28 protein-coding genes are annotated in these 26,644 nt (G+C 68.6%); 12 read left to right on the forward strand and 16 right to left on the reverse strand.

The window, feature by feature from the left end; all coding sequences use genetic code 11:
• The first annotated feature begins 23 nt into the window (after positions 1-23).
• From AC3ANK_RS03750 to AC3ANK_RS03780, 7 genes are all read left to right on the forward strand, one after another.
• The gene (locus AC3ANK_RS03750) at positions 24-761 is read left to right on the forward strand and encodes a TerC family protein (RefSeq protein ID WP_206859909.1); all 738 of its coding nucleotides are present in this window, start codon (positions 24-26) and stop codon (positions 759-761) included.
• Between the two features lie 261 nt (positions 762-1,022).
• Positions 1,023-1,673, forward strand: a complete 651-nt coding sequence (locus AC3ANK_RS03755; RefSeq protein WP_484172159.1) for a LemA family protein — start codon at positions 1,023-1,025, stop codon at positions 1,671-1,673.
• Between the two features lie 28 nt (positions 1,674-1,701).
• Complete coding sequence (locus tag AC3ANK_RS03760; protein WP_206859907.1) at positions 1,702-2,625, forward strand: TPM domain-containing protein; 924 nt, start codon at positions 1,702-1,704, stop codon at positions 2,623-2,625.
• Positions 2,626-2,635: 10 nt separating this feature from the next.
• The gene (locus tag AC3ANK_RS03765) at positions 2,636-3,124 is read left to right on the forward strand and encodes a TPM domain-containing protein (RefSeq protein ID WP_484172160.1); all 489 of its coding nucleotides are present in this window, start codon (positions 2,636-2,638) and stop codon (positions 3,122-3,124) included.
• A 93-nt stretch (positions 3,125-3,217) separates the two neighbouring features.
• A complete protein-coding gene (lgt, locus tag AC3ANK_RS03770) occupies positions 3,218-4,099 on the forward strand; it encodes a prolipoprotein diacylglyceryl transferase (RefSeq protein ID WP_206859905.1) in 882 nt (293 codons plus the stop codon).
• A 15-nt stretch (positions 4,100-4,114) separates the two neighbouring features.
• Complete coding sequence (locus AC3ANK_RS03775) at positions 4,115-4,909, forward strand: thymidylate synthase (protein ID WP_484172161.1); 795 nt, start codon at positions 4,115-4,117, stop codon at positions 4,907-4,909.
• A 4-nt stretch (positions 4,910-4,913) separates the two neighbouring features.
• On the forward strand, positions 4,914-5,408 hold the full coding sequence (locus tag AC3ANK_RS03780) for a dihydrofolate reductase (RefSeq protein ID WP_484172162.1): 495 nt from the start codon (positions 4,914-4,916) through the stop codon (positions 5,406-5,408).
• A 340-nt stretch (positions 5,409-5,748) separates the two neighbouring features.
• Here AC3ANK_RS03780 and AC3ANK_RS03785 read toward each other — a convergent pair whose 3' ends face one another.
• From AC3ANK_RS03785 to lptD, 6 genes are all read right to left on the reverse strand, one after another.
• Positions 5,749-6,747 (reverse strand): symmetrical bis(5'-nucleosyl)-tetraphosphatase, encoded by a 999-nt coding sequence (locus tag AC3ANK_RS03785; RefSeq protein WP_484172163.1) that lies wholly within the window; start codon positions 6,745-6,747, stop codon positions 5,749-5,751.
• Positions 6,748-6,757: 10 nt separating this feature from the next.
• Complete coding sequence (gene apaG, locus AC3ANK_RS03790) at positions 6,758-7,141, reverse strand: Co2+/Mg2+ efflux protein ApaG (protein WP_206859901.1); 384 nt, start codon at positions 7,139-7,141, stop codon at positions 6,758-6,760.
• A gap of 67 nt (positions 7,142-7,208) precedes the next feature.
• Complete coding sequence (gene rsmA, locus AC3ANK_RS03795) at positions 7,209-8,033, reverse strand: 16S rRNA (adenine(1518)-N(6)/adenine(1519)-N(6))-dimethyltransferase RsmA (protein WP_206859900.1); 825 nt, start codon at positions 8,031-8,033, stop codon at positions 7,209-7,211.
• 7 nt (positions 8,034-8,040) lie between these two features.
• Positions 8,041-9,018: a 4-hydroxythreonine-4-phosphate dehydrogenase PdxA gene (gene pdxA, locus AC3ANK_RS03800; protein ID WP_484172164.1), complete on the reverse strand. Its 978-nt coding sequence runs from the start codon at positions 9,016-9,018 to the stop codon at positions 8,041-8,043.
• A gap of 10 nt (positions 9,019-9,028) precedes the next feature.
• A complete protein-coding gene (locus AC3ANK_RS03805; RefSeq protein ID WP_484172165.1) occupies positions 9,029-10,390 on the reverse strand; it encodes a peptidylprolyl isomerase in 1,362 nt (453 codons plus the stop codon).
• Entirely contained in the window at positions 10,387-12,849 is a 2,463-nt protein-coding gene (lptD, locus tag AC3ANK_RS03810) for an LPS assembly protein LptD (protein ID WP_425492480.1), read from the reverse strand. Before lptD ends, AC3ANK_RS03805 begins: the two co-directional genes overlap by 4 nt.
• Positions 12,850-12,978: 129 nt before the next feature.
• Here lptD and msrB point away from each other — a divergent pair, with 129 nt between their 5' ends.
• Complete coding sequence (gene msrB, locus AC3ANK_RS03815) at positions 12,979-13,398, forward strand: peptide-methionine (R)-S-oxide reductase MsrB (protein WP_484172166.1); 420 nt, start codon at positions 12,979-12,981, stop codon at positions 13,396-13,398.
• A 15-nt stretch (positions 13,399-13,413) separates the two neighbouring features.
• Here the strand turns inward: msrB and AC3ANK_RS03820 are convergent, their stop codons facing one another.
• The 3 genes from AC3ANK_RS03820 to AC3ANK_RS03830 all read right to left on the reverse strand — a co-directional run bounded on the left by AC3ANK_RS03820 (position 13,414) and on the right by AC3ANK_RS03830 (position 15,585).
• Positions 13,414-14,325, reverse strand: a complete 912-nt coding sequence (locus tag AC3ANK_RS03820) for a histone deacetylase family protein (protein ID WP_206859895.1) — start codon at positions 14,323-14,325, stop codon at positions 13,414-13,416.
• A 13-nt stretch (positions 14,326-14,338) separates the two neighbouring features.
• A complete protein-coding gene (locus AC3ANK_RS03825) occupies positions 14,339-14,893 on the reverse strand; it encodes a cob(I)yrinic acid a,c-diamide adenosyltransferase (RefSeq protein ID WP_484172167.1) in 555 nt (184 codons plus the stop codon).
• A 65-nt stretch (positions 14,894-14,958) separates the two neighbouring features.
• Positions 14,959-15,585 carry a DUF6580 family putative transport protein gene (locus AC3ANK_RS03830; RefSeq protein ID WP_206859893.1) on the reverse strand — a complete coding sequence of 209 codons (627 nt, stop codon included), beginning with the start codon at positions 15,583-15,585 and terminating at the stop codon, positions 14,959-14,961.
• A 146-nt stretch (positions 15,586-15,731) separates the two neighbouring features.
• Between AC3ANK_RS03830 and ubiH the strand changes: the two genes are divergently transcribed.
• Together ubiH and AC3ANK_RS03840 are read left to right on the forward strand one after the other, a co-directional pair.
• A complete protein-coding gene (gene ubiH / locus AC3ANK_RS03835) occupies positions 15,732-16,931 on the forward strand; it encodes a 2-octaprenyl-6-methoxyphenyl hydroxylase (RefSeq protein WP_484172168.1) in 1,200 nt (399 codons plus the stop codon).
• Complete coding sequence (locus AC3ANK_RS03840) at positions 16,928-18,121, forward strand: FAD-dependent oxidoreductase (protein ID WP_484172169.1); 1,194 nt, start codon at positions 16,928-16,930, stop codon at positions 18,119-18,121. Before ubiH ends, AC3ANK_RS03840 begins: the two co-directional genes overlap by 4 nt.
• 54 nt (positions 18,122-18,175) lie before the next feature.
• Here the strand turns inward: AC3ANK_RS03840 and AC3ANK_RS03845 are convergent, their stop codons facing one another.
• From AC3ANK_RS03845 to AC3ANK_RS03865, 5 genes are all read right to left on the reverse strand, one after another.
• On the reverse strand, positions 18,176-18,871 hold the full coding sequence (locus AC3ANK_RS03845; protein ID WP_484172170.1) for an EF-hand domain-containing protein: 696 nt from the start codon (positions 18,869-18,871) through the stop codon (positions 18,176-18,178).
• Between the two features lie 112 nt (positions 18,872-18,983).
• Positions 18,984-20,048 carry a 23S rRNA (cytidine(2498)-2'-O)-methyltransferase RlmM gene (gene rlmM / locus AC3ANK_RS03850; protein WP_484172833.1) on the reverse strand — a complete coding sequence of 355 codons (1,065 nt, stop codon included), beginning with the start codon at positions 20,046-20,048 and terminating at the stop codon, positions 18,984-18,986.
• 13 nt (positions 20,049-20,061) lie between these two features.
• A complete protein-coding gene (locus AC3ANK_RS03855; protein ID WP_206859889.1) occupies positions 20,062-20,637 on the reverse strand; it encodes a nucleoside deaminase in 576 nt (191 codons plus the stop codon).
• A complete protein-coding gene (locus AC3ANK_RS03860; RefSeq protein ID WP_484172171.1) occupies positions 20,637-21,092 on the reverse strand; it encodes a hypothetical protein in 456 nt (151 codons plus the stop codon). Before AC3ANK_RS03860 ends, AC3ANK_RS03855 begins: the two co-directional genes overlap by 1 nt.
• Positions 21,093-21,112: 20 nt before the next feature.
• Entirely contained in the window at positions 21,113-22,894 is a 1,782-nt protein-coding gene (locus AC3ANK_RS03865; RefSeq protein WP_484172172.1) for a glutamine--tRNA ligase/YqeY domain fusion protein, read from the reverse strand.
• A 128-nt stretch (positions 22,895-23,022) separates the two neighbouring features.
• On the opposite strand from AC3ANK_RS03865, the gene AC3ANK_RS03870 reads away from it, so the two are divergent.
• Both AC3ANK_RS03870 and AC3ANK_RS03875 read left to right on the forward strand, forming a co-directional pair.
• A complete protein-coding gene (locus tag AC3ANK_RS03870) occupies positions 23,023-23,295 on the forward strand; it encodes a putative signal transducing protein (RefSeq protein WP_206859886.1) in 273 nt (90 codons plus the stop codon).
• Between the two features lie 47 nt (positions 23,296-23,342).
• Complete coding sequence (locus AC3ANK_RS03875) at positions 23,343-23,864, forward strand: adenine phosphoribosyltransferase (RefSeq protein ID WP_206859885.1); 522 nt, start codon at positions 23,343-23,345, stop codon at positions 23,862-23,864.
• A 139-nt stretch (positions 23,865-24,003) separates the two neighbouring features.
• Here the strand turns inward: AC3ANK_RS03875 and oxyR are convergent, their stop codons facing one another.
• Both oxyR and ahpF read right to left on the reverse strand, forming a co-directional pair.
• Positions 24,004-24,939: a DNA-binding transcriptional regulator OxyR gene (oxyR, locus tag AC3ANK_RS03880; protein WP_206859884.1), complete on the reverse strand. Its 936-nt coding sequence runs from the start codon at positions 24,937-24,939 to the stop codon at positions 24,004-24,006.
• Positions 24,940-25,024: 85 nt separating this feature from the next.
• Positions 25,025-26,614: an alkyl hydroperoxide reductase subunit F gene (ahpF, locus tag AC3ANK_RS03885; RefSeq protein ID WP_484172173.1), complete on the reverse strand. Its 1,590-nt coding sequence runs from the start codon at positions 26,612-26,614 to the stop codon at positions 25,025-25,027.
• Positions 26,615-26,644: the final 30 nt, after the last annotated feature.

Below are 26,644 nucleotides of genomic sequence, written 5' to 3' on the forward strand. Positions count from 1 at the left end.
ATGAATCTGGCAGGAAATCGAACGTGATTCTGGAAATGCTGACCGATCCGCAGGTGTGGATCACCCTGGTGACGCTGAGCGCGATCGAGATCGTGCTGGGCATCGACAATCTCGTCTTCATCTCGATCGCGGTCAGCAAGCTGCCGTATGCGCAGCGCGAGAAGGCGCGCAAGTTCGGCATCGCGGTGGCGTGCATCACGCGTATCGCGCTGCTGCTCACGCTGGCCTGGCTGGCTGGGCTGACCAACGATCTGTTCACCGTGTTCGGCCAGGGCATCTCGGTGCGCGACCTGGTGCTGATCCTGGGCGGCGCGTTCCTGCTGGTGAAGGGCACGATGGAGATCAAGGACCTCATCATCGGCGAGTCCGAGGAAGAGGACATCCACACCAAGCCCAAGGCGTCGTTCATGGGCGTGATCGCGCAGATCGCGGTGATCGACATCGTCTTCTCGCTGGACTCGGTGATCGCCGCCGTCGGCATGGCCAACCACACGCCGGTGATGGTCGCGGCGATCCTGCTCGCGGTCGCGGTGATGCTGCTGGCCTCCAAGCCGCTGGGCCAGTTCATCGACCACAACCCGACGATCAAGATGCTGGCGCTGGCCTTCATCGTGCTGGTCGGCGTGTACCTGGTGGCGGACGGTTTCGAACTGCACATCCCGAAGGGCTACATCTATGGCGCGATGGGTTTCTCGGCGCTGGTGGAATGCCTCAACCTGTGGGCGAAGCGTCGCGCGCAGGCGCGACTGCAGCCGGAATGATGTTGCGAGGAACGAATCGATAGGAAAGAGAAACGAGCGAGGCCAGAGCCGCGTCCGTTTCCACGACGGCCTTCCCCGCGGAAGGCCGTTTGTTTTTGGCGCCTGCGTTCCTTGTTTCCCGTTCCTCGTCTCGTTCCTCTTCGCTCGTTCCCGCACCCTGCTCCGTCGTAACGCCTTCGTAACGAGCCGTCCAAGACCCTCATTGCGTCTCGACCTTCCCGGTGCTGCAATGCCCGCCAATCGTCACCCCAGGAGTTCCCCATGATCCGTCTGGTGCAAGCGCTCGTGCTGCTCATGATGGTCGCCACGCTCAGCGGCTGCGGCTACAACACCATCCAGGAGAAGGACGAGGCGGTGAACGCCGCCTGGTCGGAAGTGCTCAACAACTACAAGCGCCGCGCCGACCTGGTCCCCAACCTGGTCGCCACGGTGAAGGGCTATGCCAGCCACGAGCAGCAGGTGCTCACGCAGGTCACCGAAGCGCGTTCGCGCGTGGGCAGCATCAACGTCAACGCCAACGATCCGGCCTCGCTCGCGCAGTTCCAGCAGGCGCAGGGCGAACTGCAGAGTGCGATCAGCCGCCTGCTGGTGGTCAGCGAGAACTACCCGCAGCTCAAGGCCGACCAGAACTTCCTGCAACTGCAGGCGCAGCTGGAAGGCACCGAGAACCGGATCACCGTCGCGCGCCAGCGCTTCATCCGCGCGGCGCAGGACTACAACACCACCATCCGCCGCTTCCCGGTGAACCTCACCGCGATGATGTTCGGCCACAAGACGCGGCCCAACTTCACCGTCGAGAACGAAGCGCAGATCCAGCAGGCGCCGCAGGTCGATTTCAGCGCGCCGGCCCAGCCGCAGACGCCGCCGCAGCAGCAGGCGCCGCAGCAGCAGCCGGCACCGTCGAACGGCTGATCGGCGCGACGGACGGATCGTGATGCCGATGCGCCGCAGTTTCGTCGCAGCCCGCGTGCTGCCCGCATGGCGTCGCGCGCTTGCGTCGGTTGCGCTGATGCTGTTCTGCGCGATCGCGCAGGCACAGGATCTCGCGCCGGTCCCGCCGCTGGATTCGCCGGTGATCGACACCACCGGCACGCTCGATGCGACGACGAAGCAGCAGCTCCAGGCGCAGGCGCTCGCGCTGCAGCAGCGCAAGGGCAGCCAGTTGCAGGTGCTGGTGGTGCCGACCACGCAACCGGAAGACATCGCGCAGTACGCGGTGCGTGCGTTCGAGGAATGGAAGATCGGCCGCAAGGGCGTGGACGACGGCGTGCTGCTGGTGGTCGCCAAGGACGACCGGCGCGTGCGCATCGAGGTCGGCTACGGACTGGAAGGCGCGATTCCCGATGCGACCTCCGCGCGCGTGATCCAGGAGTACCTGGTGCCGAAATTCCGCAGCGGCGATTACGCCGGTGGCATCACCGACGCCACCGCGGCGCTGGTCAAGCTGATCGACGGCGAAGCGCTGCCGGCGCCGATGGCCGACCACCGGCCCGAACGCAGGAAGGGTGGCGGATGGCTGATCGCGCTGTTCGTCGCCTTCGTCGTGGCGCAGGTCGCGCGCGGGATCTTCGGGCGCGCACCGTCGCTGGTGCGTGGTGTGATCGGCGGCGCGGCGGCGGGCGGCATCGCCTGGCTGCTGTCGTCGCTGATCGTCGTCGGCGGCATCGGCGCGCTGATCGGCTTCTTTTTCGGCCTGACCTCGATGCCGGCCGGCCGCTACGCGCGCGATCGCGGATTCGGCGGCTGGGGCGGGGGAGGTTGGGGCGGCGGCGGTTTTGGCGGTGGGGGGGGCGGCTTCGGCGGAGGCGGCTGGGGCGGTGGTGGCGGCATGAGCGGAGGCGGTGGCGCCTCCGGAAGCTGGTGAGGCGCGCACGATGAGGCTCTTCAAGCACCTGTTCGCGCCGTCGGCCAAGCGCCTGTTCCCGGGCGACAGCCTCAAGCGCATCACCGATGCGATCGCCGAAAGCGAGCGCCATCACACCGGCGAGATCTGCTTCGCCGTCGAGCCCGCGCTGCACCCGCGCGCGGTGCTGTCCGGCGTGCAGGCGCGCGATCGCGCCCACGAGGCTTTCGCCCAGTTGCGTGTGTGGGACACGCAGGCGAACAACGGCGTGCTGCTCTACCTGCTGCTGGCCGACCACCGGATCGAGATCGTGGCCGATCGCGGCTTCGTCGGCCGCGTGAGCGACGAGCAGTGGCGCGGTGTGTGCCAGCTGATCGAGGAACGCCTGCGTGCCGGTGAGCCGGAAACCGGCGTGCTTGCCGGCGTGTCCGCGCTCACGGCGATCCTGGTCGAGCACTTCCCGCGCGGGGAAGGCATGCACGACGCCAACGAGTTGCCGGATCTGCCCTACGTGCTCTGACGCGCGCCGACCGGCGCCACGGCGACCCGCCGCGCGCCTGCCTGCGGCACAATACGGCGACGCCTTCCCGAGCCGCCGCAGCCGAGCCGCCGAATGACAGTCCTGCACCAGATCGACCCGATCGCCTTCAACCTCGGCCCGTTGCAGGTGCACTGGTACGGGATCATGTACCTGCTCGGCTTCGGCACGGCGTGGTGGCTCGGCCGCATGCGCGTGCGCGCCGGACGCCTGCCGGGCGTCAACGAACAGGCGTACGGCGACCTGCTGTTCTACGCGATGCTCGGCGTGGTGCTGGGCGGCCGTCTGGGCTACGTCTTCTTCTATTCCTTCGGCGACCTGCTGCGCGATCCGCTGATGCTGTTCCGCATCTGGGAAGGCGGCATGAGCTTCCATGGCGGCCTCGTCGGCGTGGTCGCCGCGGCGTGGTGGTGGTCGCACCGCCACCGGCTGCACCTGATGGACACCGTCGATTTCCTCGCGCCGCTGGTGCCGCCCGGCCTGGGCTTCGGCCGGCTGGGCAACTACATCGGCGGCGAACTCTGGGGCAAGTACACCCAGGCCGGGTGGGGCGTGATCTTCCCGCGCGCGGAAGCCGAATTCGCCGGCATGACGCTGCCGCAGTTGCAGGCGCAGTTCGCGACGGGCGCGCTGGACCGGTTCGCACGCCATCCGTCGCAGCTGTACCAGGCGGCGCTGGAAGGGCTGACGATGTTCCTCGTGCTGTGGTGGTTCTCCAGCAAGCCGCGTCCGCGTTACGCGGTGTCGGGCCTGTTCGCGCTGCTGTACGGCTGCTTCCGCTTCCTCGTCGAATTCGTCCGCGTGCCCGACGCGCAGATCGGCTATCTCGCGTTCGGCTGGCTGACGATGGGCCAGGTGCTGAGCCTGCCGCTGATCGCGTTGGGCCTGTTCTGGCTGTTCGTGTGGTCGCGCCGCCAGCCGACCCTGGAACCGCAGCCGTTCGTGCCCGTGAAGTAAGCCGGAGAGATCGCGATGAAGCAGTACCTCGACCTGCTCCGCCACGTGCTGGAACACGGCAGCGACAAGTCCGACCGCACCGGCACCGGCACGCGCAGCGTGTTCGGATGGCAGATGCGCTTCGACCTTGCGGAAGGTTTCCCGCTGGTCACCACGAAGAAGCTGCACCTGCGCTCGATCGTGCACGAACTGCTGTGGTTCCTGCAGGGCGACACGAACATCGGTTACCTGAAGGACAACAAGGTCTCGATCTGGGACGAATGGGCCGATGCGCAGGGCGAACTCGGCCCCGTGTACGGCAAGCAGTGGCGGCGCTGGGCGGGGGCGGACGGCATCGAGATCGACCAGATCCGCTGGGTGGTCGACGAGATCAGGCGCAATCCGGATTCGCGCCGCCTGGTCGTCAGCGCCTGGAACGTCGCCGACCTTCCGCGCATGGCGCTGATGCCGTGCCACACGATGTTCCAGTTCTATGTCGCCAACGGAAAGCTCAGCTGCCAGTTGTACCAGCGCAGCGGCGACATCTTCCTCGGCGTGCCGTTCAACATCGCCAGCTATGCGCTGCTGACGCACATGGTGGCGCAGGTGTGCGGACTGGGCGTGGGCGATTTCGTGCATACGCTGGGCGACGCGCACCTGTACTCCAACCATTTCGAACAGGCGCGCGAACAGCTCTCGCGCACGCCGCGCGCGCTGCCGCAGCTGCGACTGAATCCGGAGGTGAAGGACATCTTCGGCTTCGCCTTCGACGACATCGCCATCGAGCATTACGACCCGCTGCCGGCGATCAAGGCGCCGGTGGCGGTCTGAGCGCATGAAGCTGAGCCTGATCGCGGCGCTCGACCGCGACCACGCGATCGGTCGCGACAACGATCTGCCGTGGCGCCTCCCGGACGATCTCAAGCGCTTCAAGGCGCTGACGATCGGCAAGCCGGTGCTGATGGGACGCAAGACGGCGCAGTCGCTGGGGCGCGCGCTGCCGGGACGGCGGAACCTGGTGCTGACGCGCTCGGGGACGGTGCCGTTTGAGGGGATGCAGGCGGTGGCGTCGGTCGACGAGGCGTTGCGTATCGCCGAAGCCGACGGTGCCGACGAGCTGTGCGTGATCGGCGGCGGTGAGGTGTATGCGCTGACGCTGCCCGTCGCGACGCATCTGTTTCTCACGCATGTCGAAACCCGGGTCGAAGGGGCCGAAGCGTTCTTTCCGGCGTTCGACGTGTCGCAGTGGCGCGTGGTTTCGCGCGAGCGGCATGACGCGGATGCGAAGCATGCGTTCGCGTTCGAGTTCGTGGATTACGTGCGGGTTTAGGGACGTTCCGCCGAGGGCCCTCGGTCCGCATCCACGAAGAACGTCATCCCGGCGACGGCCTGGATCAAGGCTCACGGCGCAGGGGCACTCTGTCGACGGTTCCAAACCACACCGTCATTCCAGCGAACGCTGGAACCCATTTTGATCTTGCGTGTGCGTTCGCTGCGGGGGCAAAAGCGTATCGCGAGCGCCAGCGTGCCCGCACGTCCCGACCCTCACCCCAACCCCTCTCAGCGCTGCACTTCCTCCGGTCGCCGAAGGGAGAGGGGCTCAATGCGTCGCGTGGTGAAGGATCCCGATGATTCCCAGGCATGCGGAATTTTCCGCTCGCTGCACCAGCTCAGTCGCGATCCTGCTCCGTCGTCGCCTTCGGCGCGGGCGCGTCGTTACGCGGTCCCTGCGGACCATTCGGATTCGGCCGTCCATGATGGCGCCGCTGCCCGTTATGGTTCGGACGTGGGCGTTGCGCGCGCTTGTCGTCGCCGTGGTACGGCGGACGCGGACGCGGCGGCTGGGCGGGAACGTCGCGTCCCGGCACCTGCACGATGCGCAGTTCGTCGGTGTCGAGTTGGAGTGCGGTCAGCTTGCCGCCCCACACCGCGCCGGTGTCGATCGCGTGGACGCCGTGGCCGATGAATAGGCCCAGCGTGGACCAGTGGCCGCAGACGATCTTCAGGTCGCGCTCGGCGCGGCCCGGGACTTCGTACCAGGGATACAGCCCGACCGGCTGCGTGCCCGGCGCGCCCTTGTCCTCGAACGAGATCCGGCCACGCGGCGTGCAATAACGCAGGCGCGTGAACACGTTGATGATCGCGCGATGGCGATCGATGCCGGCGAGCTTGGGGTGCCACGCCGGCTTGTCGCCGTACATGTTCTTCAGCAGCCGGCGGAACTGGTCGCCGTGCAGGCGTTCCTCGACCTCGCGCGCGAAGCGTTCGGCCATCTGCGTGGTCCACTGCGGCGCGAGCGCGGCATGCACCATCATCCAGCCGAGCGAGCGGTCCACGTGCACCAGCTTCTGCATGCGCAGCCAGTCCAGCAGCACGTCGCGATCCTCGGCGAGCACGATGCGCTGCAGGTCGGGATTGACCTTGCGCTGCTCGTCCTCGCGACGCTCGCCGATCGCCAGCAGCGACAGGTCGTGGTTGCCCAGCACGACGACGCTGTGCTCGCGCAGCGAATGCACCAGGCGCAGCGTTTCCAGCGATTGCCCGCCGCGGTTGACCAGATCGCCGCAGAACCACAGGCGGTCGCGCGCCGGATCGAACGCGATGCGTTCGAGCAGTCGCTGCGTCGCGTCGTAACAGCCCTGCAGGTCGCCGATGGCCCAGATGCTCATGGGGCGTCCGTCAGTGCAGCGTGCGGGGCACGGACAGGCTGAAAGCCGGGATCGGCGCTTCGACCTGCGTGCCGTCGTCGCCGACCATCGTGTAGGTGCCCTCCATCATGCCGTGCGTGGTTTCCAGCACGGCGCCGGAGGTGTATTCGAAATCGTCGCCGGGACGCAGCCAGGGCTGTTCGCCCACGACGCCTTCGCCCTCGACTTCCTGCACCTTGCCGTTGCCGTCGGTGATCAGCCAGTGGCGGCGCGTGAGCCGCGCCGGCGCGCTGCCGCTGTTGCGGATGCTGATGGTGTAGGCGAAGACGTAGCGGTCCTGGCCCGGCTCCGACTGGGTGTCGAGGTAGCGGGTCGCCACGGAGATGTCGAAGGAATAGTCGGTACTGCGGTTCATGCGGACAGTGTAGGGGCTGCGGTGCACGATAGGTCAACGCGTCGTGGAGAACGCGTTGCCCCCGGCGTCACGCGTTGCGTTGGCGTGCGAGCGAATTGGCCAGGCGTACGAAATCGGCGACGTCGATCTGCTCGGCGCGCGCGTCCGGGCGTACGCCCGCGGCTTCGATCGCCGCGCCGTCGCACTGGTTCGAAAGCGCGTTGCGCAGCGTCTTGCGGCGCTGGCCGAAGGCGTCGCGCACCACGGCGGAGAACACGGCCGGATCGTCGATGCCGATCGTCTCCGGCTTGCGCGGCACCAGCCGCACCACGGCCGAGTCCACCTTCGGCGGCGGGCGGAACGCGCCCGGCGGCACGTCGAACAGCGGCGTCACGTGGCAGTACGCCTGCAGCATCACGCCCAGGCGCCCGTACACCTTGCTCCCTGGGCCGGCGGCCATGCGGTCGACGACTTCCTTCTGCAGCATGAAGTGCATGTCGCGGATCGCGTCGGCGTGTTCCAGTGCGTGGAAGAGGATCGGCGAGGACAGGTTGTAGGGCAGGTTGCCGACCAGGCGGATCTGCCCGCCTTCGTCGCCGGCGTTGCGCGCCAGCGCGGTGAAATCGACGGTGAGCACGTCGCGATGGATCACTTCCAGCGTGCCGTGCGCACGCGCGGCCTCGGTCAGCGGGAAGATCAGGTCGCGGTCGAACTCGATCACCGTCAGCTCCTTGTGGCGATCGAGGAGCGGGAAGGTGATCGCGCCCTGGCCGGGGCCGATCTCGACCAGCCGGTCGCCGGGCTTCGGGTCCACGGCCTGGACGATCCGGTCGATGATCCGGCGTTCGTGCAGGAAGTGCTGGCCCAGATGCTTCTTGGCCGGCTCGGTGAAATGGGGGCTGCGCGTGCTCATCGGGGCATCATGCCGGGGTGCGGAAGCGGGCGATACGGGCACAGGTGTCGGCCGCGGCGAGCAGGCTCGACGGATCGGCCGTGCCGCGCCCGGCGAGTTCCAGCGCGGTGCCATGATCCACCGCGACGCGCGGGTAGGGCAGGCCCAGGGTGAGGTTCACTGCGCGCTCGAAGCCGCTGTATTTCAGCACCGGCAGTCCCTGGTCGTGGTACATCGCGACCACCGCGTCGAAGCCGCGCAGCTTGGCCGGCAGGAACGCGGTGTCGGCCGGAAGCGGACCGACCAGGCGCATGCCGCCCGCGCGCAGCGTCGCGAGCACCGGCTCGATCACGTCGATTTCCTCGTACCCAAGATGGCCGGCTTCGCCCGCATGCGGGTTGAGGCCGAGCACGGCGATCGCCGGATCGTCGATGCCGAAATCACGACGCAGCGCGTCGTGCGTGATGCGCAGCGTGCGGTCGAGCGCGACGGGCGTGATCGCATCGGCGACCTCGCGCAGCGGCAGGTGCGTGGTGACGAGCGCGACGCGGACGACGTCGTTGGCGAGCATCATCACGACGTCGCGGCCGGCTTGGTCGGCAAGCAGTTCGGTCGTGCCGGTGTAGGCGATGCCACCCTGGTTGATCACCGCCTTGTGCACGGGCCCGGTGACCACGCCGGCAAAGCGGCCGTCGAGGCAGCCCTGCGCCGCTTCGCACAGTGCGCGGATCACGGCGGCGGCGTTGCGCGGATCGGGTTGGCCGAACGCGGGAACGGTGGCGTTCGGGATGTCGACCAGCGCCAGCTCGCCGGGAGCGGTCGCCGCGTCGTCCGGACCGAGCAGTCGCAACGGCAGCGAAACCGCCTGCGCCGCCGCAAGCAGCGTGCGTGCGTCGGCGAACGCCGTCAGGGAGTAATCGCGTGGCTGCTGCGCCAGGCGGACGCAGAGCTCGGGGCCGACACCCGCCGGCTCGCCCGGCACCAGCGCGAGCCGAACAGGGGTCACTCAGCCCACCTCAGCCGCCGTTGGCCGGCGCGGTGGGCGTGGCGGTCTCTTCGGCGGCCTTGCCGACGCGCACGTCGACGAAGGCTTCGCCGCGCATCTCGCGCAGGAAGCGGTTCCACTCGTCTTCCAGCTTGCGGCGGCCGATGGTTTCCTGGACCTGGGCGCGGCGGTTGCGCTCGCCGACGTCGGCCTCGCGCGTGCCTTCCAGCTTGATCAGGTGGTAACCGGCCTGGGTGCGGATCGGCTGCGACACCTGGTTCGGCTGGAGGCCCGCGACGGCGTTGCCGAATTCCGGGCCGAACTCGTCGCGGGTGAACCAGCCCAGCTCGCCGCCCTTCGAGGCGGAGCTCTGGTCCTGCGAGTGCTCCTGTGCGAGCAGGGCGAAGTCGGCGCCGCCCATCAGGCGGGCCTGCAGGGTCTGCGCCTGCGCCTTGGCCTTGGCGTCGTCCACCGAATCGCTGACGCGGATCAGGATGTGGCGCGCCTGGTACTGCGTGACCATGCTCGGGCCGGCCTGCGAGGCGTCGCGGACTTCGATCAGCTTGAGCAGCTGGAAGCCGCTCGGGCCGCGGATCGGCTCGGTGACCTGGCCGGGCGACATGTTGCGCATGAGCGAGGCGAACGCGTTCGGGATCTCGTCCACGCTGCGCCAGCCCAGGTCGCCGCCTTCCAGCGCGTTGGGGCTGTCGGAATAGCGCACCGCGGCGGCGGAGAAGTCCATCTCGCCCTTGTCGATCAGCGACTTCACGCCTTCGACCTTCTTCTGCGCCGTGGCGATCTGCTCGGCGGTCGCGCCCTCGGGCAGGGCCACGAGGATGTGCGCGAGGTGGAACTGCGCGCCCTGGTTCGCCTGGGCGGCCATGGCGGCATCCACTTCAGACTCGCTGACCGAGACGCGGCTCTGCGCGAAACGCTGGCGCAGGCGCTGGATCAGCAGTTCGTCGCGGATCGAGTTGCGGAAATCGGTGTACGGGGTGCCCTCGCGCGCCAGCTGCTGGCGGAGCTGCTCGGGCGAGACGCGGTTCTGCTGGGCGATGCCGGCGATGGCCTGCTCGACTTCCTGGTCGGTCACGCGCACGCCGGTGCCCTGGGCGCGGGCGACCTGCAGCTTCACCAGCACCAGGCGCTCGAGCACCTGGCGCTGCAGCACGTCGCGCGGCGGCAGCTGGTTCTCGCGTCCCGCGTACTGGGCCAGGATGTTGTTCACCGCGCGATCCAGCTCGGTCTTCAGGATCACGTCCTCGTCCACGATGGCGGCGATGCCATCGATGGGCTGGACGGAGGCCGCGGTCTGGGCCAGGGCGGTCGCGCCGGGCAGGAGGGTGCCGGACAGCACCGCGACGGCGAGGGCGGACGCGAGTAGTTTCTTCATAGGGTCGGGTCGGGGGTGGATTCGACTTGGCCGCCGCCGTTGTTCAGGCGTTGCGTCGAGGTGGGCGGCACGAGATACAGGTCGTCGCGGTCGTAGCCGAGGATACCACGGCGCAGGACCCGCTCCGTGTTCTGGCCCGCGGAGCCAAGGCCCTTCAGCTCGAATTCGAACATGATCCGGGTGTCCAGTTCGCCGTCGCGGTTTCTCAGGTATCGGCGGCCCACCAGGCGCGCGGCCAGGCAGCAGCTTTCCCATTGGACACCGGCGATCGTCTCCAGTTCCTTCCTGTCCAGGATCGAGTAGTAGTAGCGCCCGACGACGCTCCAGGTCTCGTTGATCGGATACAGGAAGGAGAAATCCGCCTGCTCGAGCTGATCGCGGTTCTGCGGCGGGTCGATGCCCTCGCGGAACGCCGCATTGCGACGGTAGCGATAGCCCAGGTTGACGATGCCGCCACGCTCGAACATGTAGCGCACGCGTGCGCTGACGAAGTCTTCGCCGCGGTATTTCGGATTCCAGATGTAGGTGGCGCCGAGGTTCCAGCGGTCGTTCGGGGTCACGCTCGCGTCGGCGACCCAGGCCGACTTGCCCGACTCGATCGTCGCTTGGTTCGGCAGCGTCACACGGCTGTCGTCGAAGTACTGGATCTGGCCGATGCTCGCGGCCAGGCGCTCGCGGCCGTCCTCCTCGCTGATGAAACGCGTGGTCAGGGCGGCGGTGAGCTGGTTGGCGTCCATCTGACGGTCCGCGCCGGTGTAACGGTTGTCGCGGAACAGCTGGCCCCAGCTGAAGGTCATCGAACCGGTGTCGAAGACCGGGAAATCGTCCTGGTTGCGGTAGGGGACCTTCAGGTAATACAGGCGCGGCTCCAGCGTGTGCAGATAACTGGTGCCGCGGAACATGGTGTTGCGGTCGAAGTACATGCCCGCATCGACCGAGGTGATCGGCATGCTGCGGGTCAGGTGGCTGTCCTGGAACTGCTCGGGAGACGCGGTGCCGCCGCTGCGGCTCACGCGTTCGTCGGCGCGCTGCTGTGCGCTGCCGTCCAGCTGGTAGGCCGTGTAGCGCCAGGCCAGCTTCGGGCGGACGAACCAGCTCGCGCCTTCCAGGGGGAAGGTCACGAACGGTTTGACGTCCAGACGCGCGCCGCCGAGGAATTCCTGGTGCTCGAAGCGCACGCCCTCGGCGTCCACGCCGGCCTGCACCCACGAGGTGAGCGGCTGCTCCCAGCTGAAGTAGGCGCGGGGCAGGCGGTCGAAGGCGAGGTTTCGCTCGCGCAGGGTGTAGTCGGCGAGCTGGTAATGGTCGGCCATGACCGCCGCCTGCCAGTAGCGGCCGCGCCCGTACACGCCCGCATCGCTGCGGATCGAATAGCTCGAGATGCCGTACAGGCTGCTGCTGAAGTCCTCGAAGTAGTGGGTGTCGCTCACCCAGCCGAGGTTGGTGCTGGCGTACCACGCGCTGTTGATGTTGTGCGAGGCCGACAGCGCGAACTGCCCGCGGTTCTTCTCAGGCAGGCTCGAAACCGGAAAGCCGACGTCCGGGTTGAGGTAGCGGTCGGGCTCGTCGCCCGGCAGCTTGTCGCTCGGCATCCAGTTGCCGTAGACCTCGCCCTTGCCGCGCTCGTACAGCCAGCGGAATTCGGCGCCGAGCAGCCCGCCGCGATCGGCCATGATGCGCGGGTAGAGCGTGGCGTCGTAGTTCGGCGCGAGGTTGAGGTAGATCGGCTGCCGGTAGTCGAAGCCGTTACGGCCGGACATCGACAGCTGCGGATACAGCAGGCCGGTGCGGCGGCGTTCGTCGACCGGGAACATGAACCACGGCACGTACAGCACCGGCACGTTGCCGATGCGCACGGTCGCGTTGCGTGCCACGCCCATGCCTTCGACGGTGTCGATGTCGATGCGGTTCGCGCGCAGTTCCCACGCGCGCTGGTTCGGCGCGCAGGTGGAGTAGGTCGAACCGACCAGCCGGCCGCGGGCGCCATCGAGTTCGATGCGCTCGGCGCCGCCGTTGCCGCGCCGCTGGGTGAGCTGGTACTGCACGTCCTCGATGCGATGGCGGTCTGCGTTCTGGTCGCCTTCGGCGCGCTCGGCCAGGATGCGCATGCCGCTGTCCTGGTAGCGCACGTTGCCGATCGCGCTGTAGCGACCGGTTTCGGCGTTGTAGCTGAGCTTGTCGGTACCCAGGAACTGGTCGCCGCGGTTCAGGCGCACGTTGTCCTGCACGACGATGTCTTCCGCGGTGCCCGCGCGTTCGAGCTGGCCGCCGGCGATGTCGGTGGGCTCGTTCGCGCGCGTGGTGGCGTCGCCGGTCGGGACGGGCGCGTCCTCGAACGTCGGCACCACGTCGATGATCGGGCACAGGCCCCAGTCGTCCTCGTCGCCGTCGGCAGCGTAGGCCGGCAGGGCCAGCGCGATGCACAGCGATAACGGGAGCAGTCGGAGGGGTCGGCGCACTCGGGAACCGTGATCGTCGGCGTTCAGGAAAACGGGGTCGCTAGCTTGCCGCATCCCTTGCAAGGGGGCAACGCGAGCACCATCTTGCTCCCGGCACTGTTCATTTCCGCGTCAAGACAGGAGTGGCCCATGTCCCAGCAGCCTTCTTCCGACAACGCACCGGTCTGCCGGACCGACGACGAATGGCGCGAGCGCCTCAGCCCCGAACAGTTCGCGGTATGCCGCTGTTCGGCGACCGAGCGCGCGTTCACCGGCCGCTTCTGGAACCACAAGGAAGCCGGCACGTACACCTGCGTGGCCTGCGGCGCGCCGCTGTTTTCCTCGAAAACGAAGTACGACTCCGGCAGCGGCTGGCCCAGCTACTGGGAACCGGTCTCCAGGGACGCCGTCAGCGAGCACGTGGACGACAGCCACGGCATGCGGCGCGTGGAGATCAAGTGCGCGCGCTGCCAGTCGCACCTGGGCCACGTCTTCCCCGACGGCCCGCCGCCGACCGGCCTGCGTTACTGCATCAATTCGGCCGCGCTGGAGTTCGTGCCGGAGACCTGATCGCCGCCAGGCGGTTCAAGCGAGCATCGCGCCCACGTGCGCGACGCTCGCCTCGCGCAGCGCGGCCAGGTCGTAGCCGCCTTCAAGCATCGACACGATCCGGCCGTCGCCATGCCTTTGCGCGATCGCGACGAGTTCGCGCGTGATCCAGTCGTAGTCGTCGGTTTCCAGTTCGATCTGCGCGAGCGGGTCGCGCTTGTGCGCGTCGAAGCCAGCGGAGATGAAGAGCAACTGCGGCCGGAAGGAGTCCAGCGTCGGAAGCAGCAGCTCGCGCCAGATGCGGCGGAACGCCTCGCTGCCGCAGCCCGGCGGCAACGGCGCGTTGGCGATGTTGCCCACGCCGCGCTCGTTTGCGTAACCGGTGTCCGGATACAGCGGCATCTGGTGCGAACTCAGGTACATCACGCGCGGGTCGGTATCGAAGATCGCCTGCGTGCCGTTGCCGTGGTGCACGTCGAAGTCGACCACCGCCACGCGCGCGAGCCCGTGTTTGTCGCAGGCATGTGCCGCGGCGACGGCGATGTTGTTGAACAGGCAGAACCCCATCGCCGCCGAAGGCGTGGCGTGATGGCCGGGCGGACGCACCGCGCAGAACACGCGTCGTGCCTCGCCGTGCATCACCGCATCCACCGCCGCGATGCCGGCGCCGGCCGCGCGCAGCGCCGCTTCGGCCGAACCCGGCGCGAGGACGGTGTCGGGATCCAGCGGCATCGGACCATCGACGGGCGTGTCGAGCACCAGCGCGAGCAGCGCGTCGTCGTGCACGCGCAGCAGCTGCCCGCGGCTCGCGCGCGGCGCTTCTTCCCAGTGCAGGTCGGGGAACGCCTCGCGCAGCGCTTCGGTCACCGCGACCAGTCGCGATGGACGTTCCGCGTGACCCTCGCCGGGATCGTGGCGCGTGCAGGCAGGATGCGTGTAGATGCGCATGGCGCGCGGCGCGTCAGGCCTTGCGCCGCTCGTGATTCCACAGCACTTCGCCGTGGCCGCTGGCGCGCGCGAGCACGCGGGCCAGCACGAACAGCAGGTCGGACAGGCGGTTGAGGTAGCGCACCGCTTCCGGACGGACCGTTTCGATGCGCGACAGCGAGACGGCTTCGCGTTCGGCACGGCGCACGACCGTGCGCGCGATGTGGCAGCGCGCCGCCGCTTCGCCGCCGCCGGGCAGGATGAAATCCTTCAGCGGCGGGAGCGGTTCGTTGAAGGCGTCGAGCTGCTGTTCGAGGCGATCGATGTCGGCGTCGACGATCGCGGCATGGCCCGGGATGCACAGCTCGCCGCCCAGGTCGAACAGCTGGTGCTGCACGGTGGTCAGCAGCGCGCGGACGTCGTCGGGGACGTCGCTTGCCAGCACCAGGCCGATGCACGAATTGGCTTCGTCCACCGTGCCGTACGCGGCGACGCGGGCCGAGTCCTTCGCGACGCGGCTGCCGTCGCCCAGCCCGGTCGTGCCGTCGTCGCCGGTGCGGGTGTAGATCCTGGAGAGACGGTTGCCCATGTGAGTCTGGATGGGGATTCGGAGACGGGCTTCTTACGAATCCGGAATCCCGAATCCCGTCCTTCTCAGACCGTTTGCGCGCGCAGCGCCGGCACGCGACGGCGCAGCAGGGCGAAGCCGCCGAACAGCAGCGCGGCGTAGAACAGCGTGCCCAGCACCGTCCACTGGAAGAACGGCAGCGCGGCGACGTAGCACGGGCCCAGGCCGACCAGGCAGGCCGGATGCGCGGTCATCGGCGTGGCCGTCGCCCACACGGCGAAGTTGGTGACCACGAAGAACAGCACCGAGCCGACGATCGAATAGCCCAGCACGCGCGCGCCGTTGACGCGACCGCGCAGGCCGAAGCCCAGCACCGCCGAGATCGCGATGCACGCGTACACCGACAGCCACGTCGCCAGGTAGGCCGGGCTGGTGAAGTGTTCGAAGTAGGTCCCGCCCAGCGTCAGGCCGAGGACGAGGTCCGACACCAGCATCGCCACCAGCGGCACCGCGATCGCCAGCGCGCGCGAGGCGAAGTAGGCGCCGCCGAACAGCGCCACCGCTTCGACCGGCGAGAAATTCGGCGGATGCGGCAACAGGCGCGTGAGCGCGGCGATCACGATCATGCCGATGAGCACCAGCGGACCGGGCGCGAACAGGCCGGAAGCGGGACGGTCGTGGGCGGCAGGCGAGGCGGAAGCGGGACGGTTCATCGTGTTCGGGTCTTGAGAAGGTCACGGCCTTCAGGAACCGCTAGCATAGCGCAATGCCTGTCGCGGCCCCCTCAAACCCGCCCTCCGGCGCGCCCGGAGACTCCCTCGCCCAAGGTCCGGCCCACGATCTCCACGATGTCCTCATCGTGGGCGGTGGCCTGGTCGGTGCCAGCCTGGCGATCGCGCTGGAGCGCCTGGGCCTCGTCGTCGGCCTGGTCGAGGCGACGCCGCCCGGCGCGCTGCCGGCGGTCTTCGACGAGCGCAACCTCAGCTTCGCCGAAGCCACGCTCAACGCACTGACCGCACTGGACGTGATGCAGAAGCTGCGCGCGCCCACCGGCGCGATCGCACGCATCCATGTCAGCCGGCGCGGCGATTTCGGTCGCGGCCTGCTGGATGCCTCGCGCTACGGGCGCAGCGAATTCGGTCGGGTCGTGGTCGCGCGCGATTTCGGCGAGGCGCTGGAAGCCCGTCTCGCCGACGCAACGCGCCTGCTGCGCCATCGCCCCGTGCGTTTCATCGGCCTGGCCGAAAGCGCCGGCGACGTGCGCGCGATCCGCGTGGCCGATGCCGATGGCGAACGCATCCTGCGCGCGCGCCTGCTGGTGGCGGCCGATGGCACGCGCAGCCTCGTGCGCGATGCGCTGGGCATCGGCGTGGACGAGCACGATTACGCGCAGACGCTGTTCGTCGCGCGCCTGCGCAGCTCGCGCCCGCCGGACGGCACCGCCTTCGAGCGCCTCACCGACCACGGCCCGACCGCCCTTCTGCCGCGCGGCGATCGCCACCACGGACTGATCCACGCCGTCGCGCGCGAAGACGCGGATGCCGTCGCGGCGCTCGACGAAGCCGGGTTCCTCGCGCGTGCGCAGGACGCGTTCGGCTGGCGCGCGGGACGCTTTCTTTCGTGCGGCCCGCGCAGTTCGCATCCGGCGGTCCGCGTCGTCGCGCAGCGCACCATCGCCTCGCGTGCGGTCCTGGTCGGCAACGCCGCGCAGACGATCCATCCAATCGGCGCGCAGGGTTTCAACCTCGGTCTGCGCGACGCGCTCACGCTCGCCGAACTCATCGAGGACGCGCGCGCGCTCGATGCGCAGGCCGACTGCGGCAGCGATGCGCTGTTGCAGGCCTATGCCGAACGGCGCCGCGAAGATCGCGAGCGCACGATCGGGTTCTCCGACGGCCTCGCGCGCCTGACCGCAAACGACGCGACGCTCCTGCGTCCGCTGCGCAGCCTCGGCCTGTTCGCGGTCGATCGCGTTGCCTCGGTGCAGTCGTTCCTCGTCGGCGGCGCGATGGGATACCGCGGCGACGTGCCGGCGCTGTGCCGCGAGGTGCACGCATGAGCCGTCGCGGATCGGGACTCGACGCGATCGTCGTCGGCGCCGGCGTGGTCGGCGCGGCTGCCGCGCTTGCGTTCGCGCGCGATGGAATGCGGGTCGCGCTGGTGGAACCCCGCCAGCCGCCCGCATGGCAGCCGCTGCCCACCGATGCCGATCGCATCGACCTGCGCGTGTATGCATTCGCGCCCGACAACGCGGCGCTGCTCGACAACCTGGGCGTCTGGCGCGAGGTCGCGAACGCGCGCGTGCAGCCGTACCGCGCGATGCGCGTGTGGGATGCCGCCGGCGGCGGCGAGCTCGCGTTCGATGCGGATGCCTTCGGGCGTCGCGAACTCGGCTGGATCGTCGAGCACGCCCTGCTGGTCGACCGTCTCTGGAACGCGCTGCCCGGCGCCGGCGTGCAGCTGCATTGCCCCGACAGCGTGGTCGGATTCGAACAGGACGAAAGCGGCGCGACGGTCGTGCTCGAAAGCGGCCTGTCGCTGCGTTCGAAGCTTGTGGTCGCCGCCGACGGCGCGGAGTCGAAGCTGCGTTCGCTCGCCGGCATCGAAGCGCCACGCCACGATTACGGCCAGCGCGGGCTGGTCGCGTTCGTCGAAAGCGAGCGGCCGCATCAGGCGACGTGCTGGCAGCGCTTCCTGCCGACCGGGCCCCTCGCGTTCTTGCCTTTCGACGCACACAACGTCAGTTCGATCGTGTGGACGCTGCCGGAAGCCGAAGCGCAGCGCCTGCTCGAAGCCGACGAGACGGCGTTCCTGCGCGAACTCGACAATGCCTTCGCCGGCACGCTCGGCACATCGACGCGCGTATCGCGGCGCGCCGCGTTCCCGTTGCGCCTGCAACTGGCGCAGTCGTTGGCGAGCGGTCGCGTCGCGGTGATCGGCGACGCCGCGCACGCGGTGCATCCGCTGGCGGGGCAGGGCGTGAACCTGGGGCTGCGCGATGTCGCGACCCTGCGTCGCACCGTCGCCGATGCGCGTGCGCGCGGCATCGATCCGGCATCGCGACTGTCGCGCTGGGCGCGCGCGCAGCGCAGCGGGAACGCGCTGTCGGCCTATGCCTTCGATGGCATCAACCGGTTGTTCTCGAACGATTCGCTCGCCGCCACGCTGCTGCGCGGGCCGCTGCTGGGCCTGGCCGGCAAGCTGCCGCCGCTGACGCACGCGTTCTGGCGGCACGCGGCCGGGCAATAAAGCGAACCCCTCCCGACGCGGGAGGGGTTCGCCATCGCCAGCGGCTTCGACAGGTCACTTACCGCCGGCAAGCTCGGACTTGGAGATGCGACCGTCGCGGTTGGCGTCGATCGCGGCGAAGTCGGCGGACAGCATCGTTTCGGATTGGACTTCGGCGCGGCTGAGGTTGCCGTCGCGGTTGGTGTCGAGTCCGTCGAAATCCACCTTGTTGGCGAGCGTCGAGTTCGGCGGGCTGGAGGTCGCGTTCACTTCCTGCCGCGTCGACGCGCCGGTCGTCGTCTGCGGGGTGGTGGGCCTCATCGGGGTCGCGGGAGGCGGATTCGCGGCCTGCGCGGCGGCGTCGGCCGCATCCTGCGCCTGCATGCTGGCGTTGCCTGCGGTGGTTGCCGCCTGCTGCGCTTCGGCGGCCGGCGTCGCGGGATCGGCGGCCGACTGCGCGGCCGAGGTCGCATCGTGCGCGTCGTGCGACGCGTCCACCGCCTGGTTGGCGGCGCGCTGCGCGGTGTCGGCGTGCTGGTGCGTGGGGGTGTAGCCGCCGGTCGTCGCCTTGGTCGCATCGCGCGCACTCTGCGCGGCGTCGCGTGCGGTTTCGGCTTCATCGGTCGCGGCCTGCGCTGCCGCTTCGGCCTGCTGCTGCGCCTTCGCCGGCTGGGCCTGGGTGCGCTGCGCGGCTGCCGGACCGGCGATGCCGATCGTCGCGAGCACCGCGACCGCCAGCAGTTTCGGTGAAAGAACATGCGCGGAATTCATGGTGGGTCTCGCCTGGTTTGGGGGCGAGGCCGACGCTAGTCCCGCACGCATCAACCACAGGTAAATTTCACGCGTGCGGTTGCGCCCAGCGTTCACCCACGTGATCGCCGCGTCAGCGCACCGTCGCGAAAACGGTGATTTCCTCGCGGTCGTGGTAGAGCTGGCGAGCCCGCAGGAGCAGCGGCTTCTCTGCGCGCTGCTGGAACAGGTCCAGGCACAGCCGCGTTTCGTCCCAGCGCTTCTTCATCGGCAGCTTGAGGTTGAAGATGGTGTGCCGGCACCAGCCCTCGCGCAGCCAGGTCGCAATGCGTTCGGCGACGCGGCGCGGCTGTTCGACCATGTCGCACACCATCCAGTCCAGTGGCGCGCGCGGCTGCCAGTGGAAACCGTCCTCGCGCAGGTGGTCGACGCGCCCGCTTTCGAGCAGGTGTTCACGCAGCGGACCGTTGTCGACCGACGTGACGTGCAGGCCCTGTCGCATCAGCACCCACGTCCAGCCGCCGGGTGCGGCGCCGAGGTCGGCGCCACGCATGCCTTCGCGGAACAGTCGTTCGCGTTCCTTACCGCTCATCAGCACCATCAGCGCTTCCTCGAGCTTGAGCGCGGAACGGCTCGGCGCGTCGGCATGCATGCGCAGGCGCGGAATGCCGAGCGGCCACGGCGCGCTGTCGCCGGCCTCGCCGATGGCGAGCAGCACGTGGTCGCCGGAAAGGAACACGACATGCAGGCGCGACTTGCGTGAATCGTCGAACTGCGTGAGCCAGCCGCCCTTTCGCAGCACGGGGCGCAGTGCATTGCCGAAGGCGCGCGCAAGGCCCGCCAACGGTTTGGCTTCGTCGGAATCGGGATGCTCCACCCACAACTCGCCGAAGGTGTACGTGTTGCCCAGCGTCGCTTCGAGCGCACGCAGGATCGGCGTGATGCGGTCCTTCGGATCGAGGCCGCGCAGTTCGGCGAATCGCGCAAGCTTCTGCCGCGCGAAGATGAGCGAGTCGAACGGCATCGCGCGCGTCAGCGCGCCGGCGTCCGCACCGAGGAATTCCACGTAGCCGCTGTTGCGCTCGGTGCGCGCATAACCGGGATGGCCGGCGAGCGCCGCGCGTTCGCCGAGTTCTGCCGCGAGTTCGGGCTCGAAGCCGGGGCGGCAGTAGCAGAGCAGGGCGTCGGCCGGGATCATGTCGATGCGGGCGTCAGTACCGCTCGCCGCCGGATTCGCCATACGCACGCAGCACCTCGCGTGCGAGTTCGCGATGCACGTCGCGCACGACTTCGATGCCGCGGCGTTCGAGTTCGCCGATCCAGTCCGCGGGCAGCGGGCCTTCGTCGAACTGCGTCAGCGATTCGACGTCCTCGCTGCGCGCCCCGATGAGCAGCCGGTCGATGCCGGCCCACATCGTCGCGCCGTAGCACTGGCAGCACGGCTGCGACGAGGTCGCCAGCGTGACCGGCCCGAGCTTCGCGCCCACCGCATCCTCGTTGAGGCGCGGGCGCTGCGTGCGCTGCTGCGCGAGCATGTAGGCCATCGTCTCGGCATGCGCGAGCGAACACGTGTGCGGCATCACGCGGTTCACGCCGATGGAAATGATGCGTTCGTCCGGCCCGAACACCGCCGCGCCGAACGGTCCGCCGCTGCCGGCTTCGATGTTCATGCGCGAGAGCGCGATGGCGAGTTCGACCTTCGCGGCGTCGCCGACGTAGAGGCGTTGCGTATCGACCGATTCGTGGACCCAGGCGGGCAGGGTGAGGTGAACCTGCGCGTAGAGCATCAGTGCACCATCTCCACTTCGGCGATCTTGTCCTTGCACTGCCCCTGCACGCACTGGCAGCCCTCGATGGGCTTGAAGCCGCACATCGCCATCATGCCCTTGCGCGCGCATTCGGCCTTGACGCCTTCCGGATCGGTCGGGCTGTTCGCGTTGACGCACGCCGGCTTGGCGCCGCAGCAGTTGCCGACGTTCTTCACCGCGCAATCCGCATCGGTCCTGCAGCTGAAATCAAGTTTGACGGGCGTCTGCGCGGAGTCGGCCTGACGCTCTTTCGGCGTGGGCTCCGGAGCGCGTGCACGGGTCGCTTGCGCGGCAGCCTGCGCGTTGTCGGATGCAGGCGTGGCGACATCGCCCGCCGTCGGCGTGGCCGCACGTGCGCCTTCCGGCGACGGCGCGGCGCACGCCGCAAGCGCGAGCAGGGACGAAACCAGCAGTACGGTCAGCAGGCGGCGCATGGCGTGCTCCTTCGCGTTGTTCAACCCTTCGTGGTCCAGGTGTCGCGAAGCGTGACGCTGCGGTTGAACACCGGCGCCTCGCTGCGATGGTCGTAGCGGTCGGCGACGAAATAGCCGATGCGCTCGAACTGGAACGACTGCTCCGGATGCGCGTTCGCCGCAGCGGGTTCGACATAGCCCGTGACGACCCGGCGCGATTCGGGATTGAGATGATCCTTGTACGTCTTGCCGCCTTCCTCGCTGTCCGGATCGGGCACGACGAACAGGCGGTCGTACAGGCGCACTTCCGCCTTCACCGCGTGCTTCGCGCTGACCCAGTGGATCGTGCCCTTGATCTTGCGATCGGCACCGGCCATGCCGGGGCGCGATTCGGGATCGAGCACGCCGCGGATCTCGACGACGGTATCGCCGTCCTTGACCACCTCATCGCAACGGAAGATGCCGGCGCCGCGCAGGCGCACTTCGCCGCCCGGGATCAGGCGCTTGAAGCCCTTCGGCGGCACTTCCTCGAAATCCTCGCGCTCGATCCACAGCTCGTTCGAGAACGGCACCGTGCGCGTGCCCGCGCTCTCGTCCTTGGGATGGTTCGGGAACGTCAACGATTCCTCGTGGCCCGCATCGAGGTTGGTGATGACCAGCTTCAGCGGATCGATCACTGCCATGCGGCGCTGTGCGGCGGCGTCGAGGTCGTCGCGCAGCGCGCCTTCCAGGATCGAGATGTCGAGCAGCGAGTTCTGCTTGCTGATGCCGACGCGATCGACCATCAGGCGCAGCGCGCTCGGCGTGTAGCCGCGACGACGTATGCCCTGCAAGGTCGGCATGCGCGGGTCGTCCCAACCGTCCACGAGGCCTTCGTTCACCAGCGCGAGCAGCTTGCGCTTGCTCATGACGAGGTAGTTGAAGTTCAGGCGCGAGAACTCGATCTGGCGCGGCTTGCTCGCTTCCTTCGGGAAGCCCTTCGACAGCACGGGTTCGAGCAGCTCCGGCGAGTTCGCCAGATCGACCTTGTCGACGCACCAGTCGTACAACGGGCGGTGGTCCTCGAACTCCAGCGTGCACAGCGAATGCGTGATGCCTTCCACCGCGTCGCTGAGCGAATGCGCGAAGTCGTACATCGGGTAGATCGGCCACTCGTGGCCGGTGTTCTGGTGTTCGACGTGCTTGATGCGGTACAGCGCGGGATCGCGCAGGTTCATGTTGCCGCTGGCCATGTCGATCTTCGCCCGCAGCGTGCGCGTGCCGTCGGGAAATTCGCCGGCGCGCATGCGGCGGAACAGATCGAGGTTTTCCTCGACGCTGCGGTTGCGGAACGGCGATTCGCGGCCCGCCTCGGTCAGCGTGCCGCGGTATTCGCGCACCTGTTCCGGCGTGAGGTCGCACACGAACGCGTCGCCCTGGCGGATCAGTTTTTCCGCGGCGAGGTACAGCACGCCGAAGTAGTCCGACGCGTGGCGCAGGTCGTGCCATTCGAAGCCGAGCCAGCGCACGTCGTCCTGGATCGCGCGGACGTACTCGGGGTCTTCCTTCACCGGGTTGGTGTCGTCCAGGCGCAGGTTGCAGTCGCCGCCGAACTCGGCCGCGATGCCGAAGTCCAGGCAGATCGCCTTGGCGTGGCCGATGTGCAGGTAGCCGTTGGGTTCGGGCGGGAAGCGGGTGCGGATCGCGTGGTGCTTGCCGCTGGCCAGGTCCTCGCGGACGATCTGCCGGATGAAGTCCTGCTTCACGGGCGCGGTTTCGGGGAGAGCCGATCCAGCGTTGGCCGATCCGGGCGCGGACGGGGCGGGGTGGGGCGTAGCGGACATGCGTGAAGCCGTGGACGGAGTAGACCGGCAAGTTTAGCCGGTGGCGCAATTCCCCGCCGTGCACCCGCCGGCATCCGCGTTCAGGCCGGGCGTATGCTGTTCGCGAGCCTCTTCCCCCGGAGCGTCCCATGAAAGTCGTCTACCAAGCCGCGAACCTGATCGACGCCCACCTGGTGCGGCACGCGCTGGAGGCGGAGGAAATCCCCGTGTTCCTGCAGGGCGAGGCGCTGACGGGCGGGATGGGCGAGCTGCCGCTGTTCGGGACCATCCTGGTGTGCGTGCCGGACGTGGTCTGGCCGCAGGCGCAGGACATCGTCGCCGCGCTCCCGCTGAATGCGCCGGCCGAAGCGTCGGACGACGACGAGGCCGCGGATTCCTCGCAGGGCTGGCTGCCGGCCTGAACGCCTGGTTCGGGTATCGTGGCCGGCCGTTTCATGGGCCCCGCGCCATGTCCTTCGATTTCGATTCCCTGATCCGCGCCGTCGCCGATTTCCCCAAGCCCGGCGTGACCTTCCGCGACGTGACCCCGTTGCTGGCCGATGCCGGCGGTTTCGCGCGCTGCATCGACGCGCTCGCCGAGCCGTGGCAGGGCAGCCAGGTGCAGGCGGTGTGCGGGATCGAATCGCGCGGCTTCATCTTCGGCGCGGCGCTCGCGCAGAAGCTGCACGCGGGCTTCGTCCCGCTGCGCAAGCCGGGCAAGCTGCCGCCGCCGCTGGTCGAGGTGGACTACGCGCTGGAATACGGCACCGATCGCCTGCAGGCGCGCAACGATGCGCTGCGTCCGGGCGAACGCACGCTGATCGTCGACGACGTGCTCGCCACCGGCGGCACGCTGGCCGCGGCGCGCGAACTGGTGGGGAAGCTCGGCGCGAACCTGGTCGGTGCGAGCGTGCTGATCGAGCTGGATGCGCTGGGCGGTCGCGAACGCTGGGGCGCGGACGTGCGCCTGCATTCGCTGCTGCATTACTGATCGTTCGATGCGGTCGACGCTGTTGTAGCTGTTGTAGCCCGGGTAAGCGAAGCGCACCCGGGCAGGCGGCCGGCTACTTCCCGGGTGCGCTTCGCTTACCCGGGCTACAAAAAACCGGGCTGCTACTAAAGCCGGGCTACTACAGCCGGCTGTCCTGCGACGGTGCCGGTTGCGGCGGGCGCAGCAACTGCTCGGGCAATGAACGGAACTCGGCGGCGAGCTGCTTCAGGAATTCGCCCATCGCCGAGCTGCGCCGCCACACCATCGCGATCTGCCGGTGCGGCGGCTGCCCGCGGAAACGCAACAGGTGGATGTCGGGCGAGGACGGCACCGGCGGCTGCACGGCGAGCACCGGCAGCAGCGTGATGCCGACGCCGGCGGCGACCATCTGCCGCAGCGTCTCCAGGCTCGTCGCGCGAAAGCCGTCGCGTTCGTCGGCACCGGCCATGTGGCAGACATCCAGCGCCTGGTCGCGCAGGCAGTGGCCTTCCTCGAGCAGCAGCAGGTGCTGGTTGTCGAGGTCGCCCAGTTCCAGCGAATCCTGTTCGGCCATCGGATGCTGCTGCGGCACGGCCAGCAGGAACGGTTCGTCGAACAGGACTTCCACGTGCAACTGGTCGTCGTGGATCGGCAGCGCGAGCAGGCCCGCGTCCAGGCGGCCATCGCGCAGGCGCTGCAGGATCTGGTCGGTCTTCTCTTCGATCAGCAGCAGTTCCAGGCGCGGGAAACGTTGCCGCAATCTCGGCACGACGTGCGGCAACAGGTACGGGCCCAGCGTCGGGAACAACCCCAAGCGCACCGTTCCGGCTTCCGGGTCCTGGCTGCGGCGCGCGATTTCCGCCATCTGCTCGACATCGGCGATGACCTTGCGTGCGCGTTCGGCGACTTCGCGGCCGACCGGCGTGAGCATCACGCGACGCGGCGCGCGCTCGACCAGCGCGACGCCGAGTTCGTCCTCGAGTTTCTTGATCTGGGTCGACAGCGTGGGCTGGCTCACGAAGCTCGCCGCCGCGGCGCGGCCGAAATGCTTGTGGTCGGCCAGGGCCACCAGGTACTTGAGATCGCGCAGGTTCAAGGCGTGTCCCTCGCGTGATGCTGCATGGATGTGGAGCATCGGCCTCCGCGCCCTTCCCCCGCAAGCAGGGGAAGGGCCGGGGACATCAGGCCGCGGCGGCGGTCGTCGCCTGCGCCGGTGCGCTGGTGCGGATCAGGTGGTCGAACGCGCTCAGCGCCGCCTTCGAGCCTTCGCCCATCGCGATCACGATCTGCTTGAACGGCGTGGTCGTGGCATCGCCGGCGGCGAACACGCCCGGGACCGAGGTGCGGCCGTGCGAATCGACTTCGATCTCGCCACGCGGCGACAGCGCCACCGCGCCCCTCAGCCATTCGGTGTTGGGCAGCAGGCCGATTTGCACGAACACGCCTTCCAGGTCGATGCGGTGCGCGTCGCCTTCGATGCGGTCCTTGTAGACCAGGCCCGTGACCTTCTGGCCGTCGCCGAGCACTTCGGTCGTCTGTGCGCTGACGATCACGTCCACGTTCTTCAGCGAACGCAGCTTGCGCTGCAGCACTTCGTCGGCACGCAGCTGCGCGTCGAACTCGATCAGCGTCACGTGCGAGACGATGCCCGCCAGGTCGATCGCCGCCTCGACGCCCGAGTTGCCGCCGCCGATCACCGCCACGCGCTTGCCCTTGAACAGCGGGCCGTCGCAGTGCGGGCAGTAGGCCACGCCCTTGTTCTTGTATTCCTGCTCGCCCGGCACGTTCATCTGGCGCCAGCGTGCACCGGTCGACAGGACGACGCTGCGCGACTTCAGCGACGCGCCGTTTTCCAGCTGCACTTCGATCAGGCCGCCCGGCTCGTTCGCCGGGATCAGCTTGCTCGCGCGCTGCAGGTTCATGATGTCGACGTCGTACTCGCGCACGTGCTGTTCCAGCGCGGTGGCGAGCTTCGGGCCTTCGGTGTAGGTGACCGAGATGAAGTTCTCGATCGCCATCGTGTCCAGCACCTGGCCGCCGAAACGCTCGGCCGCCACGCCGGTGCGGATGCCCTTGCGCGCGGCGTAGATCGCCGCCGCGGCGCCGGCCGGACCGCCGCCGATCACGAGCACGTCGAATGCGTCCTTGGCCTTGATCTTCTCGGCATCGCGCGTCGATGCGCCGGTGTCGAGCTTGGCCATGATCTGTTCGATGGTCATGCGGCCCTGGTCGAACGGCTGGCCGTTGAGCAGCACGGTGGGCACCGACATGATCTGGCGCTGCTCGACTTCGTCCTGGAACAGCGCGCCGTCGATGGCGACGTGGTGGATGTTCGGGTTGATGACGCTCATCAGGTTCAGCGCCTGCACGGTGTCCGGGCAGTTCTGGCACGAGAGCGAGAAATAGGTTTCGAAGTGGTACTCGCCTTCGAGGTCGCGCACCTGTTCCAGCAGTTCCGGCGCGGCCTTGGACGGATGGCCGCCGACCTGCAGCAGGGCGAGCACGAGCGAGGTGAACTCGTGGCCCATCGGAATGCCGGCGAAGCGCACGCTCACGTCCGTGCCTGCGCGGTTGATCGCGAACGACGGACGGCGCGCGTCGTCGTCGCGACGCGAGTAGGTGATCTTGTCCGACAGCGAGGCGATGTCCTGCAGCAGGCCTTCCAGCTCGCGCGACTTGTCGCCGTCATCGAGCGAGGCGACGAGCTCGATCGGCTGCGTGACCTTTTCGAGGTAGGCCTTCAACTGGGTCCTGAGATCGGCGTCCAACATGCGATGACTCCAATGCGATGCGTTTCGTGG

It is taken from the genome of Lysobacter sp. SCRH-1R, assembly GCF_057747855.1.

Excerpts from the sequence above, each read along its gene's own strand:
- AC3ANK_RS03860 (WP_484172171.1), bottom strand. The coding sequence starts at position 21,092 with ATGCGCCGCCTGCTGACCGTACTGCTGGTTTCGTCCCTGCTCGCGCTT.
- AC3ANK_RS03875 (WP_206859885.1), top strand. The coding sequence starts at position 23,343 with ATGTCCTTCGATTTCGATTCCCTGATCCGCGCCGTCGCCGATTTCCCC.
- AC3ANK_RS03830 (WP_206859893.1), bottom strand. The coding sequence starts at position 15,585 with ATGAACCGTCCCGCTTCCGCCTCGCCTGCCGCCCACGACCGTCCCGCT.
- apaG (WP_206859901.1), bottom strand. The coding sequence starts at position 7,141 with ATGAACCGCAGTACCGACTATTCCTTCGACATCTCCGTGGCGACCCGC.
- AC3ANK_RS03845 (WP_484172170.1), bottom strand. The coding sequence starts at position 18,871 with ATGAATTCCGCGCATGTTCTTTCACCGAAACTGCTGGCGGTCGCGGTG.
- AC3ANK_RS03840 (WP_484172169.1), top strand. The coding sequence starts at position 16,928 with ATGAGCCGTCGCGGATCGGGACTCGACGCGATCGTCGTCGGCGCCGGC.
- AC3ANK_RS03805 (WP_484172165.1), bottom strand. The coding sequence starts at position 10,390 with ATGAAGAAACTACTCGCGTCCGCCCTCGCCGTCGCGGTGCTGTCCGGC.
- AC3ANK_RS03855 (WP_206859889.1), bottom strand. The coding sequence starts at position 20,637 with ATGCTCTACGCGCAGGTTCACCTCACCCTGCCCGCCTGGGTCCACGAA.
- rsmA (WP_206859900.1), bottom strand. The coding sequence starts at position 8,033 with ATGAGCACGCGCAGCCCCCATTTCACCGAGCCGGCCAAGAAGCATCTG.
- msrB (WP_484172166.1), top strand. The coding sequence starts at position 12,979 with ATGTCCCAGCAGCCTTCTTCCGACAACGCACCGGTCTGCCGGACCGAC.
- ahpF (WP_484172173.1), bottom strand. The coding sequence starts at position 26,614 with ATGTTGGACGCCGATCTCAGGACCCAGTTGAAGGCCTACCTCGAAAAG.
- AC3ANK_RS03755 (WP_484172159.1), top strand. The coding sequence starts at position 1,023 with ATGATCCGTCTGGTGCAAGCGCTCGTGCTGCTCATGATGGTCGCCACG.
- AC3ANK_RS03870 (WP_206859886.1), top strand. The coding sequence starts at position 23,023 with ATGAAAGTCGTCTACCAAGCCGCGAACCTGATCGACGCCCACCTGGTG.
- AC3ANK_RS03785 (WP_484172163.1), bottom strand. The coding sequence starts at position 6,747 with ATGAGCATCTGGGCCATCGGCGACCTGCAGGGCTGTTACGACGCGACG.
- AC3ANK_RS03820 (WP_206859895.1), bottom strand. The coding sequence starts at position 14,325 with ATGCGCATCTACACGCATCCTGCCTGCACGCGCCACGATCCCGGCGAG.
- AC3ANK_RS03775 (WP_484172161.1), top strand. The coding sequence starts at position 4,115 with ATGAAGCAGTACCTCGACCTGCTCCGCCACGTGCTGGAACACGGCAGC.
- AC3ANK_RS03825 (WP_484172167.1), bottom strand. The coding sequence starts at position 14,893 with ATGGGCAACCGTCTCTCCAGGATCTACACCCGCACCGGCGACGACGGC.
- rlmM (WP_484172833.1), bottom strand. The coding sequence starts at position 20,048 with ATGATCCCGGCCGACGCCCTGCTCTGCTACTGCCGCCCCGGCTTCGAG.
- lgt (WP_206859905.1), top strand. The coding sequence starts at position 3,218 with ATGACAGTCCTGCACCAGATCGACCCGATCGCCTTCAACCTCGGCCCG.
- AC3ANK_RS03865 (WP_484172172.1), bottom strand. The coding sequence starts at position 22,894 with ATGTCCGCTACGCCCCACCCCGCCCCGTCCGCGCCCGGATCGGCCAAC.
- AC3ANK_RS03780 (WP_484172162.1), top strand. The coding sequence starts at position 4,914 with ATGAAGCTGAGCCTGATCGCGGCGCTCGACCGCGACCACGCGATCGGT.
- AC3ANK_RS03760 (WP_206859907.1), top strand. The coding sequence starts at position 1,702 with ATGCGCCGCAGTTTCGTCGCAGCCCGCGTGCTGCCCGCATGGCGTCGC.
- AC3ANK_RS03765 (WP_484172160.1), top strand. The coding sequence starts at position 2,636 with ATGAGGCTCTTCAAGCACCTGTTCGCGCCGTCGGCCAAGCGCCTGTTC.